This is a genomic window from Mucilaginibacter sediminis, assembly GCF_051903035.1.
GTDB lineage: Bacteria > Bacteroidota > Bacteroidia > Sphingobacteriales > Sphingobacteriaceae > Mucilaginibacter.
Window position 1 is genome coordinate 3795960 of sequence record NZ_CP170602.1, and the last position, 26593, is coordinate 3822552.

At 42.4% G+C, this 26593-nt stretch carries 18 protein-coding genes; 5 read left to right on the top strand and 13 right to left on the bottom strand.

Annotated elements, in window-relative coordinates:
* Positions 1-23: 23 nt before the first annotated feature.
* Genes atpB through ACFGVS_RS15470 form a run of 3 tightly spaced genes read right to left on the bottom strand, consistent with a single transcriptional unit; the run spans position 24 to position 1743 of the window.
* Positions 24-1094 carry a F0F1 ATP synthase subunit A gene (gene atpB, locus ACFGVS_RS15460; RefSeq protein WP_439694637.1) on the bottom strand — a complete coding sequence of 357 codons (1071 nt, stop codon included), beginning with the start codon at positions 1092-1094 and terminating at the stop codon, positions 24-26.
* Positions 1095-1126: 32 nt separating this feature from the next.
* A complete protein-coding gene (locus ACFGVS_RS15465) occupies positions 1127-1513 on the bottom strand; it encodes a hypothetical protein (protein WP_090642510.1) in 387 nt (128 codons plus the stop codon).
* Positions 1510-1743, bottom strand: a complete 234-nt coding sequence (locus ACFGVS_RS15470) for an AtpZ/AtpI family protein (protein WP_274211594.1) — start codon at positions 1741-1743, stop codon at positions 1510-1512. The genes ACFGVS_RS15465 and ACFGVS_RS15470 overlap by 4 nt, the downstream gene beginning before the upstream one ends.
* Before the next feature lie 78 nt (positions 1744-1821).
* Here ACFGVS_RS15470 and ACFGVS_RS15475 point away from each other — a divergent pair, with 78 nt between their 5' ends.
* From ACFGVS_RS15475 to uvrC, 3 genes are all read left to right on the top strand, one after another.
* Positions 1822-4863, top strand: coding sequence for a tetratricopeptide repeat protein (locus ACFGVS_RS15475; protein WP_439694638.1), 3042 nt, complete (start codon positions 1822-1824; stop codon positions 4861-4863).
* A gap of 5 nt (positions 4864-4868) precedes the next feature.
* A complete protein-coding gene (locus ACFGVS_RS15480) occupies positions 4869-7121 on the top strand; it encodes a transglycosylase domain-containing protein (protein WP_439694639.1) in 2253 nt (750 codons plus the stop codon).
* Positions 7122-7339: 218 nt separating this feature from the next.
* Positions 7340-9151, top strand: a complete 1812-nt coding sequence (gene uvrC / locus ACFGVS_RS15485) for an excinuclease ABC subunit UvrC (protein WP_439694640.1) — start codon at positions 7340-7342, stop codon at positions 9149-9151.
* Positions 9152-9342: 191 nt separating this feature from the next.
* On the opposite strand, the gene gldN is transcribed toward uvrC, so the two are convergent.
* The 8 genes from gldN to ACFGVS_RS15525 form a co-directional block, all read right to left on the bottom strand.
* A complete protein-coding gene (gene gldN, locus ACFGVS_RS15490) occupies positions 9343-10323 on the bottom strand; it encodes a gliding motility protein GldN (RefSeq protein ID WP_274211590.1) in 981 nt (326 codons plus the stop codon).
* 6 nt (positions 10324-10329) lie between these two features.
* Complete coding sequence (gene gldM, locus ACFGVS_RS15495) at positions 10330-11844, bottom strand: gliding motility protein GldM (RefSeq protein WP_439694641.1); 1515 nt, start codon at positions 11842-11844, stop codon at positions 10330-10332.
* A 37-nt stretch (positions 11845-11881) separates the two neighbouring features.
* The gene (gene gldL / locus ACFGVS_RS15500) at positions 11882-12691 is read right to left on the bottom strand and encodes a gliding motility protein GldL (protein ID WP_090642493.1); all 810 of its coding nucleotides are present in this window, start codon (positions 12689-12691) and stop codon (positions 11882-11884) included.
* A 48-nt stretch (positions 12692-12739) separates the two neighbouring features.
* The gene (locus ACFGVS_RS15505; protein WP_274211588.1) at positions 12740-14053 is read right to left on the bottom strand and encodes an SUMF1/EgtB/PvdO family nonheme iron enzyme; all 1314 of its coding nucleotides are present in this window, start codon (positions 14051-14053) and stop codon (positions 12740-12742) included.
* A gap of 252 nt (positions 14054-14305) precedes the next feature.
* Positions 14306-15070, bottom strand: coding sequence for a uroporphyrinogen-III synthase (locus ACFGVS_RS15510; protein ID WP_090642486.1), 765 nt, complete (start codon positions 15068-15070; stop codon positions 14306-14308).
* 12 nt (positions 15071-15082) lie between these two features.
* Positions 15083-16060: a DUF4271 domain-containing protein gene (locus tag ACFGVS_RS15515; protein ID WP_274211587.1), complete on the bottom strand. Its 978-nt coding sequence runs from the start codon at positions 16058-16060 to the stop codon at positions 15083-15085.
* Positions 16061-16269: 209 nt separating this feature from the next.
* The gene (locus ACFGVS_RS15520) at positions 16270-16461 is read right to left on the bottom strand and encodes a hypothetical protein (RefSeq protein ID WP_143065374.1); all 192 of its coding nucleotides are present in this window, start codon (positions 16459-16461) and stop codon (positions 16270-16272) included.
* Between the two features lie 98 nt (positions 16462-16559).
* Positions 16560-17027, bottom strand: a complete 468-nt coding sequence (locus ACFGVS_RS15525) for a zeta toxin family protein (protein ID WP_439694642.1) — start codon at positions 17025-17027, stop codon at positions 16560-16562.
* A gap of 144 nt (positions 17028-17171) precedes the next feature.
* Here ACFGVS_RS15525 and ACFGVS_RS15530 point away from each other — a divergent pair, with 144 nt between their 5' ends.
* The gene (locus ACFGVS_RS15530; RefSeq protein ID WP_439694643.1) at positions 17172-19676 is read left to right on the top strand and encodes a mechanosensitive ion channel family protein; all 2505 of its coding nucleotides are present in this window, start codon (positions 17172-17174) and stop codon (positions 19674-19676) included.
* A gap of 87 nt (positions 19677-19763) precedes the next feature.
* Here ACFGVS_RS15530 and ACFGVS_RS15535 read toward each other — a convergent pair whose 3' ends face one another.
* Both ACFGVS_RS15535 and ACFGVS_RS15540 read right to left on the bottom strand, forming a co-directional pair.
* Positions 19764-20027, bottom strand: coding sequence for a hypothetical protein (locus ACFGVS_RS15535; RefSeq protein WP_439694644.1), 264 nt, complete (start codon positions 20025-20027; stop codon positions 19764-19766).
* A gap of 12 nt (positions 20028-20039) precedes the next feature.
* Entirely contained in the window at positions 20040-24626 is a 4587-nt protein-coding gene (locus ACFGVS_RS15540; RefSeq protein ID WP_439694645.1) for a T9SS type A sorting domain-containing protein, read from the bottom strand.
* A gap of 756 nt (positions 24627-25382) precedes the next feature.
* Between ACFGVS_RS15540 and hemW the strand changes: the two genes are divergently transcribed.
* Complete coding sequence (gene hemW / locus ACFGVS_RS15545; protein ID WP_439694646.1) at positions 25383-26504, top strand: radical SAM family heme chaperone HemW; 1122 nt, start codon at positions 25383-25385, stop codon at positions 26502-26504.
* Positions 26505-26593: the final 89 nt, after the last annotated feature.

Here is a 26593-nt window from a genome sequence, read left to right on the forward strand (position 1 = left end):
ATATTAATTATTATTAATTCAGATTAATGGTGATGCTCTTCAACAGCCATACCTATAAACAGGGATGTAAGCATCGTAAAAATAAACGCCTGTAAAAATGCCACAAGCAATTCTATCATATCCATAAACACCACAAACGGAACAGAAACTGTCGACATCCATGCGGTTTTAAAGATAAAGATCAATGATATTAAGCTTAATACGATAATGTGGCCCGCAGTAATGTTTGCAAACAAACGGATCATTAACGCGAAAGGCTTAGATATGATACCAATAAGCTCAACCGGAACCATGATAGGATATAACCAAAAAGGGATATCAGGAGTAAAAATGTGTTTCCAGTAGTATTTGTTACCGCTAAAGTTAATAACGATAAGCACAATTACCGATAACACCATAGTTACTGCTATATTACCTGTTAAGTTAAAGCCTCCCGGAAAAAACGGAACCAGACCCAACAGGTTATTGATTAATATAAAGAAGAATATAGTAAGCAACAAAGGCATATACCTACCATGCTTAATACCTATGTTAGGAATAGCCACGTCATCGCGTACAAAAAGGATAACCGGCTCCAGCAATGCCTGGATACCTTTAGGCGCTTTACCAACATTTTTCTTATAACCCGACGTAACAGCGAAAAACACGATTAACAAAACAATCATCCCCATCCACATACTGGCTACATTACGAGTGATTGAAAAATCGTAAACTTTGGCAGCTTTATCTACCTCGCCGGCTTCGTTTACAGCAACTATTTTGTTGCCTTCAAGCTTATAGCTATAGTGCGTACCTTTATAAACCGGGCCTTCTTCTTTACCCTCTTCCTTTAATAAGGAACCCGACAAGAAAATCTCCAGCCCTTTATCGGTATACAATATTACAGGCAACGAAATAAAGTGCTCGCCCATCAACGGAATTGATACTGGCCAGAAGTGTGAATCGCCGATATGTTCAAATACTACTTCTTTCGGATCGAAAGGTTTTGACTCTTCTTTTTTAGCATTTTCTTGCGAGAATGATAGTGTAGGCATTACACCTAACATCAAAAAAAGCGCGGAAATCAGGAATGTTTTAAATATTTTTGAGTTCAAAATCGAGCTGTTATACATCTAAATGAAGTTTTCTACCTTATTTTTTGGTTGCGCAAGTTACGTAACAAACCATAAATTTCAAAGGCCATATTTAGAAAATATACGTAAAAAAAATCGCCGGCAAAAACGTACCGGTTTACTACGTTTTTCTTCAAAAAAAAGAGCACAAAAAACAAGCAGGCCAATATCTTAACCGTAGTAGCCGCCAAAAAGGCCTGCGCGTACATTTCTTTGTTAATTTGGCCTACAAAAACGATGGCCATTACCGTAAAAAAGGTAAGCCCGCCAACAAAAAAAAACAGCAGCCAAAACTTCTCTATAAGTAAACCGGGATATCCGGCATAGCCCGAAACCAACGGAGGTAACGAAATAATAACAATAAATACAAGAAAAGATAATGCGGTAGGAAGTAGTTTCAACTCTTTACGGATCTGATAACAATGTACAATGAAATAAATACGCCAACAAGCGATAAAGCGGCCGTGGCCCATTTGGTTTGATGGTTACCGGCCTGGTCTATTTTGTAACCGGCAAAGGCAAACACGCCAATAACAGCTATCATCTGGAAAGCCACACCGCTAAATTTGGCATAGCTGTTTACTTCCTTACCAGCGTTATCCTTATCGTCACCTTTTTCGTTTTGGGCCATGCGCAAATTTATTAAACCTATTGTATAATCTTTAGTATTTTAGCAATGCTTTTATAACCAGAACATATTTTGAGGCGAGTGAGCATATTTTCCCTATCTACACCACGTAAATTATTATTGCCCGCGCTATTATTCATCATAGCGGGTTGCTCGCTCGAAAAAGAAAGCGGTTTTAACCGCCAGATGCAAAACCTTACTGCGCATTACAATATACTATTTAATGCCAATGAACTGTTGCGCCTTAAGCAGGAAAGCTATGCCGCCGGTTTTGTTGACTCGTATAACGAACTGCTAAATGTTTACCCCGATACCGTATCACAAAGCGCCACTGCCGATAAAGACCTGGAACTGGCCTTTAGCAAAGCCAACAAGATCATCAATATTAAAGAACAAAGCCATTATTTAGGCGATGCTTACCTGGTTATGGGCAAAGCGCGCTTTTTGGAAGGTAACTACTTTGATGCCGTTGAGTACTTTAACTACGTGATTGCATCATACGGCAAGCAGGCTAACCTTAAGCAGGAAGCTTTGATATGGAAAGGCCGGGCGCTCCTGTACCTCAATAACCCGGCTGAAGCCAAAGTGGCCATAGATACCGCCATCAAAAACATCAACCCTAAAAAAAGTATTCCGGCAGGCATTTACGCTACACAGCTGCAATACTATATAAATACAGAAGATTACCCTGCCGCCGAGGAAAGCGCCAAAACCGCCCTAAAACTTTGCCGCGACGGTGAGCTGAAACTTCGCTGGACGTTCATTTTGGCCCAGTTACAGGAGCTTAATCAAAAACCCGATGCTGCTATAGTTAATTACGCCGACATTGCTAAAAGCAATTCATCGTTCGAGATGGCTTTTAACGCCAACCTAAACCGCATCCGCCTGCAAGACCAGGAAAACGGCGTCAAACAAAATAAAATTGAACGCCTGCGCAAGCTGCTTAAAAACCAAAACAATAAAGAATTTACCGATCAGATTTACTACCAGGTAGCGCAGCAACTTTACGCCGCCGGCGATATTGACGGCGCTGTAAAAAACTATCAGCTATCGGTACGTAACAGCGTTAAAAACCAAAATCAAAAAGGCCTCTCGTACCTACGCATCGCCGATATCGATTTTAAAAATAAGGCCGATTATGCCGGTGCCAAGCTTTATTACGATAGTACCCTTACCTACCTGGCGCCAACCTATCCTGGTTACCAAATCATCCGCAAAAAAGCCAATAACCTGCAAATACTAACTGGCCTATTGCAAACCATCAGCCGCGAAGATACTTTGCAAATGCTTGCCGCACTTGACGAGCAAACGCGAACTGCCCGAATTGATGCCATGGTTAACCATAAAATATTGCAGGATAAAGTGGCTGCTGTAACTACGGCAGCCAACAACGGCCAGTTTGAAAATAGCCGCGGCAGCAATAACCTCAACAATCAGCAGGCAAACAAAAGTGGCAGCAGCACATTTTATTTTTATAACCCGGCTGCCATAGGCCTTGGTGTAAATGATTTTAAAAGGCAATGGGGCAACCGCAAACTGGAAGATAACTGGCGGCGCAGTAAACGATCGGCTACAAATATAGCTGCCAATGGAGCAGCAGTGATGTCATCGCCCGTGGAAGACCCCTTTGCACCAACACCCCAGGACGCCGCTACAAAAACTAATGGCGACGCGGGCAGCTACCGGCAGGATTTGATTAAAAACCTGCCATTAACCCCTGATTTGCTTAACAGGTCGAATATTCGCGTTTACAACGCCTACATGGATATGGCCAATTTTTACCGCGATTTATTGGGCGATAAAAAAGAAGCTATTACAACGTACGAAGCTATATTAACACGTTTCCCTAAAAGCAGCGATAAAGCGGCCGTTTATTATAACCTGTACCGCCTTTATGCCGATGTGGATGTAACCAAATCCGAGGCTTATAAGAATATGATCCTGAAAGAATTCAGTCAAAGTGTTTTTGCCAAAATCATCCTCGATCCTGAATATAGTAAACACCTTGACGATGCCGATGCCGGGTTTACCGCTTTGTATAACAGCGTTTATGACCTGTATGTGCAAAGAAAATATGCGGAAGTGATTACGCAGGCAAACGATTTATTGACCAAATACCCCGATAACCGCTTTGCAGCCCAGCTATTTTATTTACGTACCATAGCGGCCGGCCATCAGGAAAAGCTGACACCTTTCATGACCGATTTGCAGCAGATAGTAGCCAAATACCCGGATGATAAACTGGTAACACCGTTAGCCACCCAGCATTTAACTTATATCGACTCGAACAGGGTAGAAATGGAAACACGTACGGTGGTATTAACCGGTAACGATGTTAACGATATACCGTTTACCCCGCCGGTGGCTTATCAAAAACAAACAGAATACCGCCCGGAGTATCATCCGTCGCCCACGGTTGCGTTGATACCCGAGGTGCGGAAACCTGTAACACCACCGGTAGCCGTAGCAAAACCAACTCCGCCAGCCGATAAGCCTAAAACAACAGTACCTGTTAAGCCGCCGGTTAGCGCTGTGGTGGTATCCCGCAAGGATTCCGTTAAAACATCGGTAAGTACCAGAGTTTTATTACGCAAGGATTCGATTAAAACAGTTGTTCGGCTACCCAAACAACAGGTTGCCGCCAACACAGCGCCAAGCGTTGATTCGGTAAGGAAATTACTTGACCAGTTTGCCGCCGCCAAACAAGCCCAACAGCAGTCGGCGCCGGCAAGCCCTCTGCCGGCAGCCGCGGCAACATATATATTTAGCTTACGCGACAGCACAAATTACTATTTTGTGGTAAATGTAAGTACCGGTACAACTAACCTGTCATCATCACGTTTTGGTATAGGGCAGTTTAACCGGACCCGTTTTTCGGGCAGCGCTATTAAGCACGACTTGAAACCTGTGGGCGACGATAATCAGCTGATATTTGTAGGCCGTTTTTATAGCCTGGACGATGTTAAAAATTACGCCCGTTCCATTATCCCGCTAATGCCTGATATTATGAAGGTACCAAAGGATAAATACAGTTTTTTTATCATTACCCGGGAAAATCTGGATAAATTAGCCAACCAAAAAACTTTAGATAGTTATATCGAATACTATCAAAAATATTATTGAAAAAAATGAAGATCTACAATAAAAAACCAGCTATTAGTCCGCAAGAGATACGACACTACAACTGGTATATATGGCGCGCGGTAATAGCCCTTTTTGTTTTTGTGGCGTTGATGATAACGCTCACTGTTTTTGATGTTTTTGGGCAGCTGCCGGCCTTTCGTGACCTGGAAAATCCAAAAAGCAACCAGGCATCAGAGGTAATATCATCTGACAAACAGGTTTTAGGCACTTATTATATACAAAACCGATCAAATGTTACTTTTAAAGAGTTATCGCCAAATGTGGTCAACGCATTAGTAGCCACCGAGGATAAGCGTTTTTACGATCACTCGGGCATCGATTTTGGTCGTAGTTTCACTATTTTTCTGCACTTACTTATTGGGCAAAAGCAAGGTGGCAGTACTATTACACAGCAGTTGGCGCTTAACCTTTTTAGCGAAAGAGCCGCTAACCCGTTTAAACGTGTAGTACAAAAAATGCAGGAATGGGTAACCGCGGTAAAACTGGAGCGCCATTATACTAAACAGGAAATCCTGACTATGTATTTAAACACTGTTGATTTTGGTGCTTACAATACCTATGGTATCAAATCGGCGGCACGTACCTATTTTAATACAACGCCCGATAAGTTGACGCCCGATCAGGCTGCCTTATTAATCGGAATGGTGAATGGCCCTGGCATTTATTCGCCAATCAGGCACCCCGGCAATGCGCTTAAACGCCGCAACCTGGTGCTTAACCGAATGGAGGAGCAAGGCTATTTGAGCAGCGGCCAGGTTGCCGAGTTCAAACAAAAGCCACTTGGATTAGATTTTCACCAGAATAACCATTTTGATGGCCCGGCCCCCTATTTCAGGTCGGTATTAAAAAAAGAGATTCAAAAGATTTTTAAAGAACAAAGTATAAATCGCCCCGATGGTACACCCTATGACCTTGACCGCGACGGCCTGAAAATTTATACCACCATTGATGCCACCATGCAGCAATACGCCGAAGAGGCGCAACAGGAGTACATGAAAAACCTGCAGGTGCAGTTCAATGATCACTGGCGCGGGCAAAACCTGGCCAAAAGCATCCACAATTTTAAATTCCTGATTAACCAGGGGATGTTGAAAAGCGACAGGTACAAACAGCTGAAAATGCAGGGCATGAGCGATGAGGATATCAAAACCAATTTTGATACCAAAGATACCCTGAACCTGTTTACCTGGCATGGCAATATTGATACCGTAATGCGGCCAACCGACTCTATCATTTACTGTAAAATGCTTTTGCGCAACGCCCTCATGAGCATGGACCCTACCACCGGCTATGTTAAAGCCTGGGTAGGCGGCACCAACTTTGAGCATTTTAAGTACGACCAGGTTAAAAACGGCACCCGCCAGGTAGGTTCAACAGCCAAACCGTTTACTTATGCCGTGGCTATTGATAATGGTTACTCGCCATGTTTAAAAATCAACAACGTGCCCGATACCATCCGCGGCTACGGCGATCCTTGGTGCCCGCGCTCGTCTCCGTCAGAAACTTTGCCGGGCTTTATAACCTTGCGCCAGGCACTGGCCCACTCACAAAACTGGGTAACCGCCCACGTAATGAGCGAGGTAAAGCCCGAACCTGTGGTAGAACTGATTAAAAAGATGGGGATAACCAGCGCTGTACCTGCATACCCATCCATCTGCCTGGGCACATTTGACGCATCCGTATTTGAAATGACGGCAGCATACTCCGTATTCGCTAATCATGGCTTATGGACCGAGCCTACCTATATATTACGTATTGAAGATAAAAACGGCAACGTATTATATAGCCACACCCCTAAAGTAGTACAGGCCATGAACCCCCAAACTGCCTACGTAATGACTTATATGTTAAAAGGCGTAATTGAAGATGGCACAGGATCAAGGCTGGCTTATAAATACGGGCTGCGTAACCCTATAGGTGGCAAAACCGGCACAACTAACGGTAATTCCGATGGCTGGTTCATAGGTATAACTCCACAATTGGTAACCGGCCTGTGGACAGGTTGCGAAGACAGGGACATCGCCTTCCAATCAACCCGATTGGGCGAGGGTGCAAATAGCGCCTTGCCTATATTTGCGCTATACATGAAAAAAGTGTACGCTAATGCAGCCCTCGGCATCAAAAAAACGGTTGATTTTGATGCTCCAAAAACAGGCGTAAGCATTGTTTTGGATTGCGGCCAGTATAACCAGCAACAACAAGGGACTAACGATGTTGATAAGAAGCTGGATTTTTAAAAGATGATTGTCATCTCAAAACGACAATTAAAATATGTCATTGCGAGGTACGAAGCAATCGCGATTTTTGCAAATCAAGCGGCGAAGACTTACGAAGTTTTAAAAACTTCGTAAGTCTGGAACTCATCAGTACTTTAGTAATAAATCATGCAATTCCATTATTTCCTGCAATGAAATATCTGGCATAACGTGACCAAACAATCAGTGACGATTGAAATATGAGTGAGAAATTCGACTACCGGGAAGCATTAAAAAACATCCCTCACAAACCGGGTGTTTACCAATATTGGGATGAGGAGAAAGAACTGATATACATCGGCAAGGCTAAAGACCTCCGTAACCGTGTTGGATCTTATTTTAATAAAGACACTAATATCAATGCCAAAACAAGGGTTTTGGTATCCAAAATCCGAAACATAACCTTCACCATCGTTGATACCGAGGTGGATGCCTGGCTGCTGGAAAACAGCATGATCAAAAAGCATCAGCCAAGGTATAATGTACTGCTTAAGGATGATAAAACCTATCCATGGGTGATTATCAAAAACGAAAATTTTCCCCGTATTTTCTGGACCAGGCGTATTGTTAAGGACGGATCAAAATACCTGGGCCCTTACGCATCTATCAGCATGATGCATAATATTTTAGGGCTGATAAAGGAAACGTACCCCCTGCGCACCTGCAACCTGGCACTTACCCGCGAAAATATTGACAAGGGCAAGTTCAAGGTTTGCCTGGAGTACCAGCTGGGCAACTGCAAGGGCCCTTGCCAAAACTACCAAACGGAAGAAGATTATGATAACAGTATTGCGGATATCACCGATATTCTGAATGGTAAAATAGGCGCCATATTGCGCCGCCTTAAAGGCGAGATGGAAGCCGCCGTGGCCGAATACAACTATGAGTTGGCCCACCGCCTGAAACGCAAGTTTGACCTGTTGGAGAATTACCAGAGCAAATCAACCATCGTTAACTCATCTATCACCGATGTGGATGTATTTAATATCGCATCCGAAGAGAAACTGGCCTTTGTGAACTATTTAAAGGTAATGAACGGCACCATCATCCAAACGCAAACCATCGAGCTTAAAAAACGCCTTGATGAAAGCGACGAGGAACTGCTTGCCCTGGCCATCATCGAATTCAGGAGCAGGTATAACAGCACGTCAAAAGAAGTGATTGTGCCATTTGATATTGATGTGGAAGACCATCCGGGCATTAAATTCACTGTACCAAAACTTGGCGAAAAACGCAAACTGCTTGATTTGTCGCAAAAGAATGTACAATATTTCAAAAAGGAAAAAATTGATCAGTATGAAAAGTTGAATCCTGAAATCCGTACCGAGCGATTGCTGACGCAGATGATGAAGGATTTGCGGATGAACCAGCTGCCCCGCCACATCGAATGCTTCGATAACTCTAACTTCCAGGGCAAATACCCGGTTTCGGCCATAGTGGTATTTAAAGATGGCAAGCCATCTAAAAAAGACTACCGCCATTTCCACGTAAAAACGGTAGAAGGGCCGAATGACTTTGCCACCATGGAGGAAGCGGTGCACCGCCGCTACCGCCGCATGCTGGACGAAGGCACCGAATTGCCACAACTTATTATCATTGACGGCGGCAAAGGGCAGCTATCAAGCGCGATGCATAGTTTAAAACTTTTGGGTATAGATAAAAAGGTAACCGTAATTGGTATTGCCAAACGCCTGGAAGAGCTATATTACCCCAATGACCAATACCCCATGTACCTGGATAAAAAATCAGAAACACTTAAAGTGATCCAGCACCTACGGGATGAGGCGCACCGTTTTGGTATCACCTTCCACCGTAAAATACGCGACAAAGGCACCCTGGCTACCGAACTTGAACTGATAGAAGGCATTGGCAAAACCACCGCCGAAAAGCTGTTGAAGTATTTTAAATCCGTAAAAAAGATTCGCGAGGCAAATGAAGAATTATTGCTTGAAGTGGTTAATTTAAAACAGGCAAAGGCGATTTTAGGATACTTTGATCAAAGTCAAAATTAAGTTATTGACTGGCTATATCAAATATCTGTCATTGCGAGGCACGAAGCAATCCCCTACATGCTAAGTCCCAAATAGTTCGGGATTGCTTCGTGCCTCACAATGACGGGAGTTTTGAATATGATTTACATAAAACGCAAAAAGTCAAAACCAGAACAGCTTTGACTTTTCACCTTTGAATTTTCATTTAACAATTAGTATTGCCAAAGATTAAGCTCCCAATCCATTAATGTCTTTTTTATTCTTTCCGATTCGTAAAGCTTGTCTATCCCCTGGGCGTAATCTTTCACACGCTCATCTTTATCATTGCTTTGTTTCACAATATAACTGGTAAAGATACGCTTCATGAAAACATCATCGAAACTTAAGCCTGTTGCATCGCTGGCGCGGCTAACAACCTCTTTGGTTGCAAGTATCTGGCGGGCTTCGGGAAAATAAATCCAAAAAGCCGGCTGATAATCCACATCTGCAGCACCTACACCCTTTGGTTTAACAAGCGGCGCTATCCCAATAATGCGCGGTTCAAAAATAGAGCGCTGGCGATCAAACACCCAATCTTCTTTTATACGATATTTGAGTACGCTATCGGGGTTAAATTCGCTGGCTACCATTGTAGATCCAATCTCATTGCCGTTGGCATCAAATTTCTTCACCACGCTGCTATCTGCACCGGATAAACGGCCCTTGGCCTGAGCCCCATTTAGCGGCGTACTGAAACTGTCGCCATTAATATCGTCCTTTTTACCCGGTGTTGGGTCATAAGCTGTTAGTTCGCCTGCCGTAATAGCATCCAGCAACACATCAATTAAACGGCGTTTTGGCGATGCAAGGTAAGTGTTCATTTTATCGCGTACATCAATTTCGCGCCATACCCTTTTAGCAAATGCTACGTCGCTTTCGCGCAGGTTGGGGTACGGGGTTACTTTCGCACTTAAAATGTTACTCTTTTTATAATAGCCATCAAGCGGCCTTTCAAAAGGCTTCATTGGCTTTTTGGTTGTATCCGGTGATGGCTGGCTGGCCACGGTATTTGAAGGCTGGGGCGGCGGCGGGGTAGCCCTCCGTCCTGCAGCAGCATTATTTGTTTTCCTGGGCGATTTCTTCGGTTGTTTTTTTTGCGCATAAGCGCCAACGCAGGCAATACAAAGCAAAACAATTAAAATTCTCTTTTTCATACGCGTTTAATTTGCGGATAATACAATAGCGTCCAGCCCGCGTGGCGTGCCGTCCGGCCCAACGGCCACAACATCTTTAAAAACAACTGTTGTACCCGGTGTAACAGTATTTAATGCCGATCTCATTGCACCGGTAAGTTCGCCGCTCGAGCCCGAATATATAATAGCATCCTGGCGTGGTTTTATAATTAATATGGTAAAACGTGTAACATTAAATTTAGCATCAAAATCAAAGTTGTCCAGTTTAGCAAAAAGCCTGTCCTGCGCCCTGATGTTGGCAGCGCTGGTTGTACCACCACTTTTGCCGCCAAACTGTGCTTTAGGATCTGGAATACGTTTTACCCGAAAATCAGAAGATCCTAAAACCATGCCCTTTTCGCCGGTAACGGTAATTTTCGCAGCGCCGACACTACTCACCCTAACCGTGTAATGACCGGCAGATCCACTGATAGAACCACCGCTCATGCTTACATTTAAGCTTGAAGTAGGTACACCCGGAGCCGATACCGATACCGGGTTGGACACGCCTATATACAACACGTTCATTTTATCGGGCGACACTACGGCCGATGGCCTTGCAACCATGTAGTCCTGAGAAAATGTATACCTTTTATCGGGGCCGCCATCAACTGCTTTAACAACCAATTCGCCACTCATAGTATGTTTGCCTTCGCCGCTTGCTGTAGTTGTATAAGTTCCAATACCATCTTTAGTCGGAACGGACGATCCACCCACCGTGATAATGGGATTTGTATGCGAATCATAAGCTGTTAAATAAATATCCGCTTTAAATTGCTGCCCGGCCAAAACATAACTGCTTGGCGACACGGCTACAGCCCTGAACGCATTCAGCGTTACTTCGGCTTTATCAACGTTGCTGTATAATTTTTTAACCACTTCATTTTCGGCATTTTTTGTATCTGCCTGTATTTTGGCCAACGTGGTTATAGTTGCTCCCAATGGGATACCTTCGCCAAAGTAAGCTTGCTGCCATGTTTTTTGCTGCATCCCGGTATTTGCTTTCGGAGCATCCGCATTTAAAGAAAAGTTTACGCCTTCGGCATCCTTGCCTAACAATTGCAGTAGTTTGGCACGGGTAGCTTCTATTTTTTCTTTTAAAACATCTGCCTTCTTGCCGTTGATCATCACTTCTGATGATATATCCAAATTGTCGCGTGCAGTAATATCATCAATCTCCTTATTGATACCGCCCCCCTTTTCAGTCAATTCAACTTTCAAATCATCGATGTATTTATTTAAGTCATCGGTCATTTTACTTGCCTCTTTTGCCGCGTTAAGATATTTAGCTTTATCAGGCTGAGCTTTTATTTTTGTTTCAAATGAATTATAAGTTTGCTGTAAACTGGAGTTTACATTCTTGGTAGATGCATCCAAACTTTTGGTAATATTTTTAAAAGCATCCAATAGGTTCTCTGGTACGTTTAGCGCAATTAAGCCTAAAAGCACCAGGTATAAGATACCTATCATTCGCTGTCTTGGGGTTTCCTTACCTCCGGCCATCTATATAAATCTTAGCTTTTAAAAAATCTGTTTATAATTAACTAACACGCGGCTGGTTCATCGCAGTAAGCATGTTGCCATATATAGCATTCAATGACCCCAGGTTTTTAGCTAAACGGCCAACCTCTTCCTTAAACTGTTTGGAATCATCTAACGATTCGTTAAAGTTGTTCATGGTTAAGGCCATATTTTGATAAAACTTGCTCATTGATTTTAAATGCGCGTTTGAATCCTGTAATTCCAGTTCATACACCGCGTTTAACGAACCCAAGTTTTTGGCCAGTTTATTTACCTGTTCATGGTACGCCTTTGAATCTACATTGGTATCAGCCATTTCGGCTAAATTGGCAGATGCTTTTTCGAATGCAGCACTCAGGTTATCATAACTTGCGGTTGCTGTTTTTACTTTAGCGGTAAAAGCAATAGTGGCTTCGCCTGCATCGGTTACCTTTGATATCGCTGCAACTTTATCGCCAAAGGTCCTTAAACCATCGCCTAAGCTGCGTACCAGGTCGGGCCCTATCTTGGCATCTTCAAGCATTTTATCCAGGGCAGCGGTGGTATTTGTTGCACCTATAGCAACCGGATGCGATGATGATTTGGGCAATTCGCCCTGAAAATCCTCATTCAGCTCGGGGTATACACGTACCCAGTCAACCTCTTTATCTTCGCGTTGTAAACCCAAAATAAAAAAAAGTATGGCCTCGGTGCCTAAGCCCGCAGTGATAAATTCAGAAGCGAATTTCCAGTGTTGTATTTTAAATAACAAACCAATGATAACTACCGTTGCACCGATTGAAATAATGTTTCCTATTCCAAATGGTTTTTTCTTTCCAGTTCCAGCCATAATAATCAGAAATAACTTTGTTTAGATGATTTTACGTTTTTGTTTTGTTTATCGTTTGTCTTTGATATCCCGGCCCAGGTAACTTGTAACGCAGCGGAAACCGATGTATGATTTTGCGGTGTCCTGGTACTCGTAGGTACGGGTAGAGTTTTGAAGGAAGTAACCGATATCTTTCCATGATCCGCCCCGTACAACTTTACGTTTAAGCACTTCGGGATCAGAAGACTTTGCCTCAACGGCGAAGGTTGGTGCAAGGTCATGTACAAATGTTGAAGCAGATTCGTCAAAGGCAGATGATGTCCATTCTGCTACGTTGCCGGCCATATTATATAAGCCGTAATCATTAGGGAAATACGAACGCACGTTTACTGTGTAAGCGCCGCCATCATCGGTATAATTACCGCGGCCTGGTTTAAAGTTGGCCAATAAACAGCCTTTAGCATTTTTTATGTAAGGGCCACCCCATGGATAATCGGTACCTAACCTGCCACCGCGGGCGGCATATTCAAATTCGCCTTCTGTAGGTAAGCGGTAATCGGCGCGTGGGGGCAAATGTCTTGAATTTTTATAAGCCTCATTGTAGCGGGTACGCCAAACAGTGAAAGCCCTCGCCTGTCTCCAGGTAACGCCAACTACAGGATAGTTGCGGAAAGCCGGATGCGAGAAATAAGCCTCAACCATTGGCTCATTGGCGGCATATGAAAAATCACTTAGCCATACCAATGTATCGGGGTATACGGTAACGGTATCGCGCAAAATGAAATCCGAACGCCTTGATTTTGGATCGTTGCGGTGGTTTGCGGCATCACGCAGTACCATTAGTGCGTAATTGTATTTTAACAGCCGTACATCAATCTCGTCGCGGTCAAAAACACGGTCTTCATTCTGGTAAAACATACCCTGAAGTTTCGATCTGTTGCTCGCAGCGCCCTTTCTATTGCTCCAAACCGGGTTCTTTTTTACATAAGCCCAGTTAATATATTTTTTGCCGCTTGCATTGGCCGGACGGCCACCTTTGGACTGCATGTAATATTTATTATCATTTACGTAATTGGTAATAGCGATAGAATCGCGTACCCAAAACACAAATTTTTTGTATTGGCTGTTGGTAATTTCGGTTTGGTCCATAAAAAACGGCGCCTCGGTTACCTGTTTTGGCTGCGCTGTTTGGGCAAAGGTTACGTCCTGATCGGTTTGCCCCATCATAAATGAACCACCTGGAATATAAACCATACCGTAAGGTACTTCGGCCTTAAAGGAACGCTGCGGCACGCCGGCTACTTCCCCCCTGTCGCCGCCACTACCGCAACCGCTTAATACACCACCAGCTAAAACAACTATTAAAAAGTATATCTGCTTCATTTTAAAATCAAAAATCAGTTATAAAAATATAACATTATAAGACCCCCGAATATATCAAATTTGCTTTACCGTGCCAAAAAACATTTGAATTAAGCAATAAAAAGCCCTTTTAAATGCCAACGGCATTGTTTTATCAATAAATTACAGTGTAAAAAACAATGAACTGACTAACTACTTAGATGTAAATTAGATGTCACTAATACGCTATTGCCGACAAAAATGTTTCAAACTGATAAATAAATTTCCTTTTTTTTATTTATTTACCAATTTACAATATTGTTCGATAGCCATTGTCATTGAAGGAGCAGCCGGTGTTGGGGCCGGAATATCGAGAATCAAACCAGCCTCGAGCACTGCTTTATGTGTAGTTGCGCCAAAGGCTGCTATGCGTGTATTGTTCTGTTTAAAATCGGGAAAATTTTTATAGAGCGACTGAATGCTTGACGGGCTGAAGAAAGCGATAACGTCATAAAATACTTCGGCCAGGTCTGAAAGATCGCTGCAAACGGTGCGAAAAAGCACTGCAGGGGTAAAATTATAACCATTCTCCAACAAAAAGCGCTGGGTTTCTTCGGCGGCCACATCTGAGCATGGATAAAGGAATTTTTCGGCAGAATGTTTCTTTAACACTTCAGCCAGGTCGGCTGCAGTTTGCTTACCAAAAAAGATTTTGCGTTTGCGGTACTGTATATATTTTTGCAGGTAAAGCGCAATGGTTTCTGATAAACAGAAGTATTTCATTTCTACCGGCACCTCAAAACGCATCTCTTCGCAAATGCGGAAGAAATGGTCGGCAGAGTTGCGGCTGGTAAAAATAACCGCGGTAAAATCACCCAGGTTAATTTTTTCCTTCCTGAAATCCTTTGCCGGTACGCCCTCAACATGAATAAATGATCTGAAATCAATTTTCAAGTTCAGCTTTTTTGCCAGCTCGGCGTACGGATTTTTGTCGTTTTCGGGTTTTGATAAAGTAACTAATATACTTTTAACCTTTTTCTTTCTGTCTTCCAAGTCAATTCTTTTAACTACCTAAATCCTAATGTTTAATGCCTTTATCAAAATTAAAATAGGGCAAATTTCGAGGGCACAAAGATACGTAAATAAATAAAATTTGTGAAATCTAAAAGTAGAAATTATGCTTACGCTACTTCTGAGGTACTGCCATAAAAAAATAACAATAACAACGATGATTGTAAGGTTGAGCAATATGGGTATATACTGCACGCCCAACATGCTAAAACATATTACCACCGGTAAAAACACAAAAGCGATATTAAAGTAAGTAAGGTGCAAGATGTTCAGGTATTCGTTTACCAGTTTATTGATATCAAACACAAAGCCCAGCAGCTTAAGCACTACAAATTTGAGGGCAAATAAAGCGATAACACCTATTGTGAGCAGGACGAACAGCCTACTGCCGCTTACTACATAATAAACACCCTTAAAAGCAGCCAGCTGATACAAAAACAGGCTAAAAGTTAAGCAGAAAAGCAAAAACAACCCCAAAAAAGCCCATAGGCTTACTACCCCCTCTTCTTTGCCGGCCTGCGATAAAACGCGCTTGCTATAAAATGACTGCCATACAAAATTTACATCGCTGTGGAGCGTGATATTTAGTATTGCTGTATATAGCAGCAGGCAAATAATAATGGCAATAATCCAGGGGTCGCGCTGCGGGCGGCTAAGGCCATCCCTTACCCTGCCTTTTGTTTTTAAATGAATATCTAAAAAGCCATACCCTTTATATTGGGTATGCGCAAGTATGCTATCAGTAAATTCGCTGGTAGTGGTTGAATCGGGTATCCGGATGAAACGCATTGCCATGGAGTCGGCCACAAAAAGCTTCCGGGCCTGCATGGCGTTAGCCACAGAATCGAGCAGGGAATTGCCGCCAATGCTGATATGCCTGTAGGACGGGGCCTTGCGGCCCGCCGAAGTGTCCTGCTGGCTAAAGGCGGCAAAGACAACGCACCACGTTAACAAAAAACTCAAGGCAGCTAAACGCATCTAAAAATCGACCCATTAAAATTCGCTGCAAAATTAAGGTAATAATTGGTTGTTTTGTAATGCCCGGTAATTAAAGATAAACGTTGCTTGATCGTAGCCATAGCAGTCAAAAAAACAGGAACCTGGGCTTGCTTTTTTTAACGGTGACACGTTTAAATACGGTCTGGGTCTGGCAAAGAGCAAAAAAACCAATACAGCGCCGGAAGTAATTATTTAGGCAGTTTTTTTAACAACTCTTTTGCAGGAACAGCTTTAAAGCCGTCTCTATCATCGCCAACAATGAGGCTTCTGTCATTCAAAGCGGCGTTTTCAACCAATTTACGGTTAGCCCTTTTCAAACCCTCCATAACCTTTGATGCCAATTCATCAATATCCATATTAGTATTTGCTTTCGTTATCATCGCTTTGCTTTAAAATAGTACTCCAAATATCGGCTTTTATTATACTTGTTTCAAACCGAAGCCCACCCCTGGCAACAAATATCGGTTCAACATTTGTATTATTGACAACCAGCCACTTGTCGCAGATGGGAATATATGTGTATCAAATTTTTTAATCCCCCGTAATATCTGCGAATTATCACATCTTTGGGTATATTATGCCCTCCCTCGCTTACCCGTAAGGCTACCCGTTGCATCGCCATTTGAGGCGATTTTAACCAAAAATAAAGCGGGGTTACATTATACCCGTTTTGCTGAACTTTTTTTATCATCGATACATAACTTCTGGTGGATAATGTTGTTTCGATGGCAAAATCAACCTTCTGCTTTAAAAGTTCATCAATACGTTGTAACATAATCCTACCTGCCCCCAAAGCCACGCTTTCGGGGTTAAACGGCGAAATCCCTGCCGCAATATTATCGGCATTAACAAACTCGTAACAGTTAAGCAGTTCGGGTAAAACAGTGTAACTTGCCGTTGTTTTACCAGCACCATTGCAACCCGCAATAATATATAAATTTGGCATTAGATTAAAAATAATAAAGATAGACCAAAAAAACACAATTGGGCTATTAATTCAGTTATGGTTATAATTGCCCAATTAGCTGCAGCGTAAAAACAATTTGGTTTCGGGCTATACTTCAACAACATCTATTACGTATAATTGGTAATGCAAAAACTATTTAAAACCATCTGTTTATTTTTGATCGCCGTGCTGGCGTTTAACCAGGAGTGCCCGGCACAGGTAAAAAAAAAGAAGGGGCACCTATCGGTAAGAGATTCTTTGAGACAGAAGGTTTTGCGAAGAGACTCTGTTATCCGATCATTCAAGAATGTAGATGGTTCGGTAAATATGCTGCTTGGCAAAATTGAAGATTATACCACCTCATACGTCGAAACCAACTCCGACCTGTCGCGCGGGTTTGATACTTTAGAAATTAGCCAGGAATTACCAACATTAGAAAAACGGATGGCCTTGATGCGTAATGCTATTGACCGCTCATCTACTTTAGGAAACCTGGTTACCATAAGAGATATCATTGATCATCTTAAAAACCAGATGGACTCCTGGGAAGACCAGGTAACCATTTACAATAATCAGCTTGATGCCATCCGTGGCAAGATAGCCGACTTTAAATCGGATACGGTTTTGCGAAATGCCCCCTCAGATAGCAGCCTCAGGGTTAAAACAATTGCGCAAGTACAGGACCTGGATGCAAAATGGCAAACTTTAGATAGCAATGCAAAAAAATCCATGATCAGGATTGGCCTGCTCGAAAACAGGGTATCGGCCCTATCTATTTTACTAATAGACCTTGACGACAGGATAGATTTAAAAATTCACGAGTTTACTGTTAAAGCGCTTACAAACGAATATGGCTTTATCTGGAACCCCCATAAAAGTAAAACACCTAATGACTTAGGCACTGCTTTTGCAAAAACCAGCCGCCTGGTTTCCCTGCTTTACGTTTACTTTATAACCAACAAATATAATTACGTTGGGCACGTGGTAAACCTGTTGATACTGGTTGCTTTTTTTGCCTGGATATATAACAGCCGCAGAAAAATTGCCGGTTTAAACACGGGGTATAATGACATTTTTAAGCAAACAAATTATATTGTCAAGCATCCTTATCTATCAACACTAACCGTTTTTGCCATTATATCTCCTTATCTGTATGATCATGCTACACTGGCATTTGCACATACTATGTTTTTGATTATGATGGCAAGCATTGGTATTTTAATTAAAAACAACTGGCCACGGCCGCTATATAAATTTTATGTTGTTTTGTTTACAGCTGCCATATTTTTGTGCGCAAGCAGTTTAATGGTGCTTATTACCTATCCCGACAGGATTATGCTGCTCATATTATCTTCGCTGGTTATTTATTACTCGTTGCAATTTCTTAAGGATGTAAAAAGGAATAAAGAAGAGTACCCTCCATACACGCTCCGGGCTATACAGATATTTATTGGGTTACATATTTTTTCGGTATTGTTAAACATTGCCGGGCGGTTTAGCCTGGCCAAATTATTAGCTGTAACTGCTACTTTAAACTTATGCCTGGCTATGGGCTTTTATTTACTGTTTCAAATATTAATGGAAAGTTTGTTTTTGCAGTTAGAGGGCAATAAAAAAACGGAAAACAGCTTAACCTCTTTTCTTGATTTTAAGGAGCTGCAGAAAAAGTCAAAAGGTTTTTTGATTAAAATAACCGGAATATTATGGCTGGTGGCTTTAGCTAAAAACCTAACCGTCGACGATTATATATACGACCAGGTTAATGATTTTTTAAACTCGCCACACCAGGTAAGCAGCACAGCTTTCACTTTTCGCAGTATACTGGTGTTTGTAATTGTAATCTGGATTTCGGGGTTGATAGCCCGGGTAATAAGCTACTTTTATGATTTTGCCGGCCAGCAAACCAAACTAACACCACAAGCTAAAAAAACCAGGTCGTCTATATTACTTATCAGGTTAACCATTTTTGTTGTGGGCTTTTTTGTGGCCATAACCGCCGCGGGCATCCCAATGGATAGGGTAACCATTATTATTGGCGCTTTGGGCGTTGGTATAGGCTTTGGTTTGCAAAACATAGTAAACAACCTGGTATCGGGTGTAATCCTTGCTTTTGAAAAGCCTGTACAGGTAGGCGATATTATTGAAGTAAGCGGCAAATCGGGCACAATTAAAGAAATTGGAATCCGATCGAGTAAAATTGAATGCGGCGATGGATCTGAACTTATTGTTCCTAACGGCGACCTTATTTCCCAACACGTGGTAAACTGGACTTTAAGTAACAATAACCGCCGTGTTGAGCTGATTATCCGGGTGGCTTACGGAACAGACGTGGTAAAGGCCGAGCAAATACTTAAAACTATTATTGAGGGTAATGACGACATTATGAAAACCCCGGCGCCTTCGGTTTTTCTTTATAATTTCAGCGATACAGCTATCGAATTCCGGGCTTGGTTCTGGGCGGCCGAAATATCGAAATGGCTTAGTTTGAAAAGCAGTGTAATGCGTGCTATTTATATTGAATTTGATAAAGAGGGGATAGAAATACCAAAGGGACAAAAAGACATCCAGGTTAATTTTCCTGGCAACTTTGATAACCAGGCCCCACCAAACCAGGCAGGCGGCGCGGCGGTGCCCTCCCAGGGTCATTAAAATGATATGTTTAATTTGTGTGGGTTAACAAAGCTTATTTTATTAAGTCAGTTAAAAAAATGGCCGGATTATTACGGTTTTCTGATCCTATTTTTCGTTGTTACTGATAACGCTATCGTACCCGCCTGCGGATTTGCCTTTGCGCTGTAAATAAATTACGGTAAATAAGCACGTTACTATAACAAGTAAAAAAACCCAGGTATCAAGCGGGCAAGCTATATCATAGGGGTCCTGGCCGCCACAACCTTCATCGGCTTGGCCCCTACTGATGAGTGGACTTACCAACAGAAGTGAAAATACTAATATCCTTTTTAAGCTATTTAAACTAAACCTGCCTCTTTCCATCTTCATTTATTAAGGTTTTTACTTCTTTACAAACTTTGCTTTACCTAACGAATTACCACCGGCATCTTTCAGTTCAACAATGTAAACGCCAGGTATAAACTGCGACACATTTTCGCTCCAGGTATCTTTAACAGATGTTTTTTGAACTACAAGCGCCCCGGTTATATCATAAATATTTAATTTATAGGTTGTTGGAACCGTTGTAATTTTGCCGTTGGTAACATTTACATTTAAAGTTTCGGCTGTAGGGTTTGGGTAAACACTAAACATATCGGCGTTTCCATTTTTATCAAAATAGATGCTTACGGGGTTTGAGTAGGAAACATTGCCAAATAAATCAACTTGTTTTAACCTGTAAACGTTATTGCCTGTGTTAGGTAACTTATCGGTGTATTTATAAATAGTACCGCCATTGCTTTGTACCTGGTAAACAGGAGCATAACCGCTGCCATCGGCTTCCTGTTTTTCTACCGTAAAAAAATAATTGCTGCCCTCGTTATAAGTTCTCCAGGTAACTAAAACGCCGTCGGTAGCTTTTTGAGCGGTGAAGGTAACTAACTGATATTTTGACGCCGGTTGCTGCTGAACAGATAACTCAAAGCGGTTGCCTCCAAAAGTAGCCGTATCCGCAGTTACAATATTAAAGGCATATGATTTGTATCTGCCTATATCAAGCGAGTCTTTCTTGAAATGATCAATCAGGTAAAATTTATACTGTACGGTGTCGGTATTAATATCTACCAGGTCAAGGTTATAAAGACCGCTCGCAGTGGCCCTCACAAACAGTTTGACCTTTTTCCCGGTCTGCTTATAATCAGCAAGCTGGTTTATAGATGTCCTTACCCCATCTGCAGAATAGCTGGAAAGGAATACCTTGGGCGAAGCCCCATCCAAATCAAGGGCATCTTCGGTGTTGTGAAATTTATCGTCCCACTCTTTGGCAAAGTATATACCACATTGTGTATTTACCATACTATCTTTAGTAAGCTGTAAATGCATACCGGCAGGGGTATTTTCCCGGGCAGGCGTACTAAAAGATTTTTTTAACATTCTGATATCGTTTTTAGTACTCATCAGTAAAGCCGGGGTGGTTGATTTGGTTATGGCAGGATAGCTTACCTTTTGGTCTTCTTTAAAAGTTGCAGTTTGCCCGGTTGCTGTAGCATCTATGATAAAGCCCTGCCCGCTCACAATATATTTACTGGCTTTGGTATTTGATGTTGTATGAGTTAAAGCATTATAGGAGATATAAGTTTGTGCCGGCTGGCTCATTTCCCAAAAAATAGGGCTTATAAGGCTGGGTGTAAGTAAATTATCGGAGTAAAACACATCGAGGCTGATGGTGCTTGCGTATGGGTTGCCTATCTGATTATAACCCGGCAATATGGCACCGGTGCCGGTATGGTAGGGTATTGATGTGCTATTGGTATTCCAGAATTTTACGGGTACATTTCCCTGGTTTAAATAACCTATTGCTGTAATGGTTGTATTTTCAGGCGTCCGCACTGCCGATGCGGTTTGCGTGCTGCTGTTATCGCCAATAAAAAAGAATAAAAAACTGTTGCCTACAGGTATGGTTACCCCAGTGGTTAAAACAGCAGGATAACCTGAACTGGTTGTTACCCCGGTTGCCGTAATATCATATACACCCACGTTTTTGCCCGAAACATAGGAGTTAGAATTATTTGTAGTTAAGGCTTCATTATAAAGATATAATGAGGGGTTACCATTAAAAACAAAAAAACCGGTACCCTGCCCGCCTGTTAAAGCGCCCCGGTAGGTAACCCCGCCAAAAGTTTGTGATGTGCTGATATAGCTGAGGCCGATATTGCCGGCGCCCGAAGTATTGGAGCTGATATTAACCGGCGGTGACATCAGGCGGTAGCCCCTGAAACCAGCACCGCCGGTAAGGTAGCGCTGCGCGTTTACGTTCCCGGTTATAACAGCGCCGGTAGGGATTTGGGCTACAGTAGCCGTTGACGATGCATCAGACATTAAAGTTAACACCCCGCCGGCATCAAGTTTTGTGGTGGCATTGGCCATGGTAAGCGTACCGGTGCTGGCTACAGCAAAGCCACCCGAACCAGACATGGTTTTGGCATTGGATAACGATGTGCCGCTAAAATTCACTTTGCTAAAAACGGTACCTGCGGAGCTTAAATCGCTCAGGGACTGTGCAGCCGAGCCGTTAAAATAAGTTGTACCGGTACTTTGTGAGTACACGCCGCCCGAATTATTGGTATAGTTGCCGGCGATGCTTAAATTGCCCGATCCTAAGGCAAGTGTACCGCCGCTGTTGTTGGTAACGTTGCCGCCAATAGTTATCGGACCGCTGTCTTGCGTTACTGTTGTAGAGTTTGTCCAGTTACCGGTAACATTTACAGTGGGGTCATTTGTATTTAAATCAACCGCGGCGCTGGTGGTAGTTAAATCGCCGCTGACTGATAGCGTGCTTCCAAGTACCGTTTTAACACCCGAGCCGGATGTTTTTAAGTTATAGTACGACACCCCGTTAGTCAGATTACCCGTACCGGAGCCCGATGCACCGGTAATGGTTGCGGTGGTATAAATGGTTTGGTTGGCTCCGGCATACTCAACCGTTGCGCCCGCATTATTAAATGACATTACGTTCGTCCCCAATGAGGATAATGCGCTTAACGCAGACGGTCCGATCAACTTTAATGTGCCCGTACCACTTATACTCACGGTTGAGGTATTATCAATCTGCGTTAAATTTTGGGCGGTTTGATTAGACGATGCGATACTGTTCGCGCTTACGATACCACTTATAATGCTTATTTTGGCATCAAAGTTTCTTTGGCCGTTATCAAGGGTCGAAAGTAAGTTAATATTGCCCGTTATAGTCATCTGCGGTATAGATGTTGTGAACGAAAATGGGGTGTTATTGGCTTTTGGCAAGCTATAATCGCCAATATTTAATGCACCTGTTACCGTTAATGAACCCGTTCCGGATAAGGTTAACGAATAGGTGCTGCCATTGGTGCTGTTAACGCCAAGCGATGCAGTTACAGTTACATCGCCATTAACTGTAAAAGGGGTGTTTACGGCAAAAGTTGTGTATTGAGAATTATCAGTGCCAAAGATTATACTACCTACAGAGGTAGCAGCTGATGACACCGGTATTATTGGATAAAATTTGCTCCCCGATAAAGCAACAACACCAATGCGTGCGGCATCAATAGATGTTGGTACGGTGCTTGAGCTCCAGTTACTTGTATTGTTCCAATCGGTGCTTGTGCTGCCCGTCCAGTCATATGTTTTCACTACCCCAACCGTGGCGCCTGTTGTTGACGCGCCGTTATAAGGAAAAAATCCGCTGGTATAAAAGCTTTGAAAATTATCGGCAGCTGCGGTACTTACAGAGTAAGTGATACTGGTAGGCGCAGATGAACTAAAAGTACTTAGCGCCTGCGCAACAAGAAAATAATTAATTACATTTACCGTAGTACCATCGGTATTGCCTGCCGAATAATAATATTCGGACGTGGGCAATGTCATTTGCGAGGTGTTAGTGCTATTCATGCTTACACCCGTTACCAGTGATGTTCCTGTTGCAGCTGAAAGCACACTATTAGTAGTTTTAAAAAGGGCACCACTCGAAAATATGAGTTGCCCGTTTGTTGTCGAATTGAACCGCAACATCCCAAAATTGATATCTCCCCTAATGTTCGCGTTTACACCATACGGTATAACATTGACCTGCCCCGGAGAGATAGTGGAAGAAATGCCGTTAGCAGTGCTTGTAATGGGGATATACTCCACTTTTTGCTGGTAAAAATTAAAGTTATCCCACTGAAAACGGTTGGCGGCCGAAGTTGAAGATTCCAGGTACGAAAAATTATAGGTATTTAAATCAACACCACTTACGGTGGTGCCTACGTTGGTTGGCCCCGAAGTAGTGGTGACTCCGGTAGATCTGTTTAAAATATAAATGTAATAATAGCCGATAACCGACTTTACAATACGTACCTGGTAAGTTGTTGTACTACTGTTTGGCATCGATACGGTTGCATAGTTTGTGACCTGGTTATTGGCAGTACCATATTTAAGTCTTAAAACCAGGTTACCATTATATTGGGTAACGTACAGGCCTTTGGTGTAATCAGTAGCGCTGTTAGCAGTATAAGTATTTGCAATGAGCCAATAACGCCAGGAATCTGTAGCCGATGAACTGCTTGCCGCCATGGTGACGGAGTTATCGGCAGTTGCGGCACCGGTTACATTCTTGTAATCAAACTCCCATTCGTAGGTTCGGCCCGACATGCTAAGCGCTGCAGCAGAGCTTCCGCTGCTCATGAAATTCCAACGAAGGTAACCAACAGCGCCCAGAGCTAATGAAGATAAGCTTTTAGAAGAATTTAAGGATGAGCTTGAAACCAAATCAATAGTAGCCGATGACGAATTCCGGGTAGAGCCCGCCGCCGGTAAAAATGTTGACACCGTACCGGCAGTGGCCGACTCCAAGCTGTTATAGTAATATTGCCTCGGGGTATTAGTTCCATCGTAGTATTCTTGCGCAACAGCCATATGGGCAATGAAAACAATACATACTATCCATAAAGATTTAAGTAAGGTTATTTTCATATAAAAATAATTAATAAAGTCATGGTAAAAATCAGAGGTGCGGCGCACTTTTGAAAACCTCAATAGCCTTGATACGTAAAACATTGGTAATAAGGTTTCTTTTGCAAAAGAAAAATTTATTGAAAATACCATGAAAAATTGTTTTTCGCTGATTTTAAGGGAGAAATATTTCTTGTAGGGAAACCAATAGCGATAAAACAGGCTTAGGCAAAAGAAAATGCCCAATAGTTACAAAAATATCACTCATTGACAATTTCTTTTATTTTACGACTTATTATTTTAACCAAAAAAGTTAGTGCAATGTATTTTAATACAGATTTCCTGTTTATTTACTGTATATTTAATAGTTTATAGCAAAAAGGTAAATATAGTTGGGAATAACTATTCCGGAACACCCATTTTATTAGCGATGAAAGGCAATAAAAGATTAAAAATTTAACAATACGGCATATACGCCAATTAATGCCAGGGCACTATTCCCATCCTGAAATAATGAGTGAATAACAAACAGCCTCCCGATATTTAAGCTGGATTGGCTAAAGCCTTGGTATTTTAATTATTAGTCCGTTGATTAAAGTCAACGGCAATGATTTTTGTATCACACGTAAATATTCTCAATCAAATTTAAACTGCTCCCAAGAAATCCATAATTGCGTTTACCTTTGCCCTGTTCTGCATTGGCCTAAACGTTTACAAAAAACCAAAGGCAAATGAACAAAGCTTTAAGCTAATAGCAATTTACTATCAATTTAAAACATGGCTGGCATCTACATACATATCCCCTTTTGCAAACAAGCTTGCCATTACTGCGATTTCCATTTCAGCACCTCCCCGCAATATAAGAATGAGCTGGTGCAGGCATTGGTAAGCGAGATTAAACTGCAAAAAGGCTATCTGAATGGTGAAACCGTAGAGACCATCTATTTTGGAGGCGGCACTCCGTCTGTTTTGGAGGCCGACGAGATCCACGTGCTTATTAACACTATTACCCAACTGCATACAGTTGCCTCCAACGCCGAAATTACACTGGAAGCCAATCCGGATGACCTGGATGTTGCCAAAGTGAAAGCCCTGCGCCAAACAGATGTCAACCGCTTCAGCATTGGCATACAATCGTTTTTTGATGAAGATTTAGTTTGGATGAACCGCGCCCATCGCGCCCGCGAATCCGAGTCGGCCGTAAAACGGGTGCAGGATGCCGGCTTTGAAAATATAACAGCCGATTTAATTTACGGCTACCCATTGCTTACCGATACCAAGTGGAAGCAAAACCTGGATAAAATTTTTGAATTATTTATTCCGCACATATCCGCGTATTCCATGACGGTAGAACCGCAAACCGCTTTGGCAGCCTTCATCAGCAAAAAAAAGCAGCCGCCCATGAACGACCAGCAAAGCGCTGCCCAGTTTATGGTACTGATGCAAGCTATGACCGATCATGGTTTTGAGCATTATGAAATATCAAACTTTGCCCTACCTGGTAAATACTCAAAACATAACTCCAACTACTGGCAGGGTGTTAAATACCTTGGTATTGGCCCATCGGCACATTCCTACAACGGCGATGTAAGACAGTGGAATATTGCCAATAACGCTAAATATACTAAGGCCATCATAGCCGGTAAAATACCAGCCGAAACAGAAACCCTCACCGAAAATAACCGGCTGAACGAATACATCATGACCTCTATCCGCACCATGTGGGGATTAGACTTAAACCGGCTGAATACTATAGCTAAAGGCGCTGCCGATCAGTTACAGGTAGAAGCCCGCGAGTTTTTTGATAAAGAGTGGATTGCCGAGAAGGATGATATCATCTATCTTACAGCCACCGGCAAGCTATATGCCGATAATATAGCCGCAGGTCTGTTCTTTTAATTTACACTACCCTAAAACAGTGTAAGAAACCTCCGCCGCTGATAAAACCGTTTTTCAAAACTGGCCGTATCTTCCAATAAATAATAATT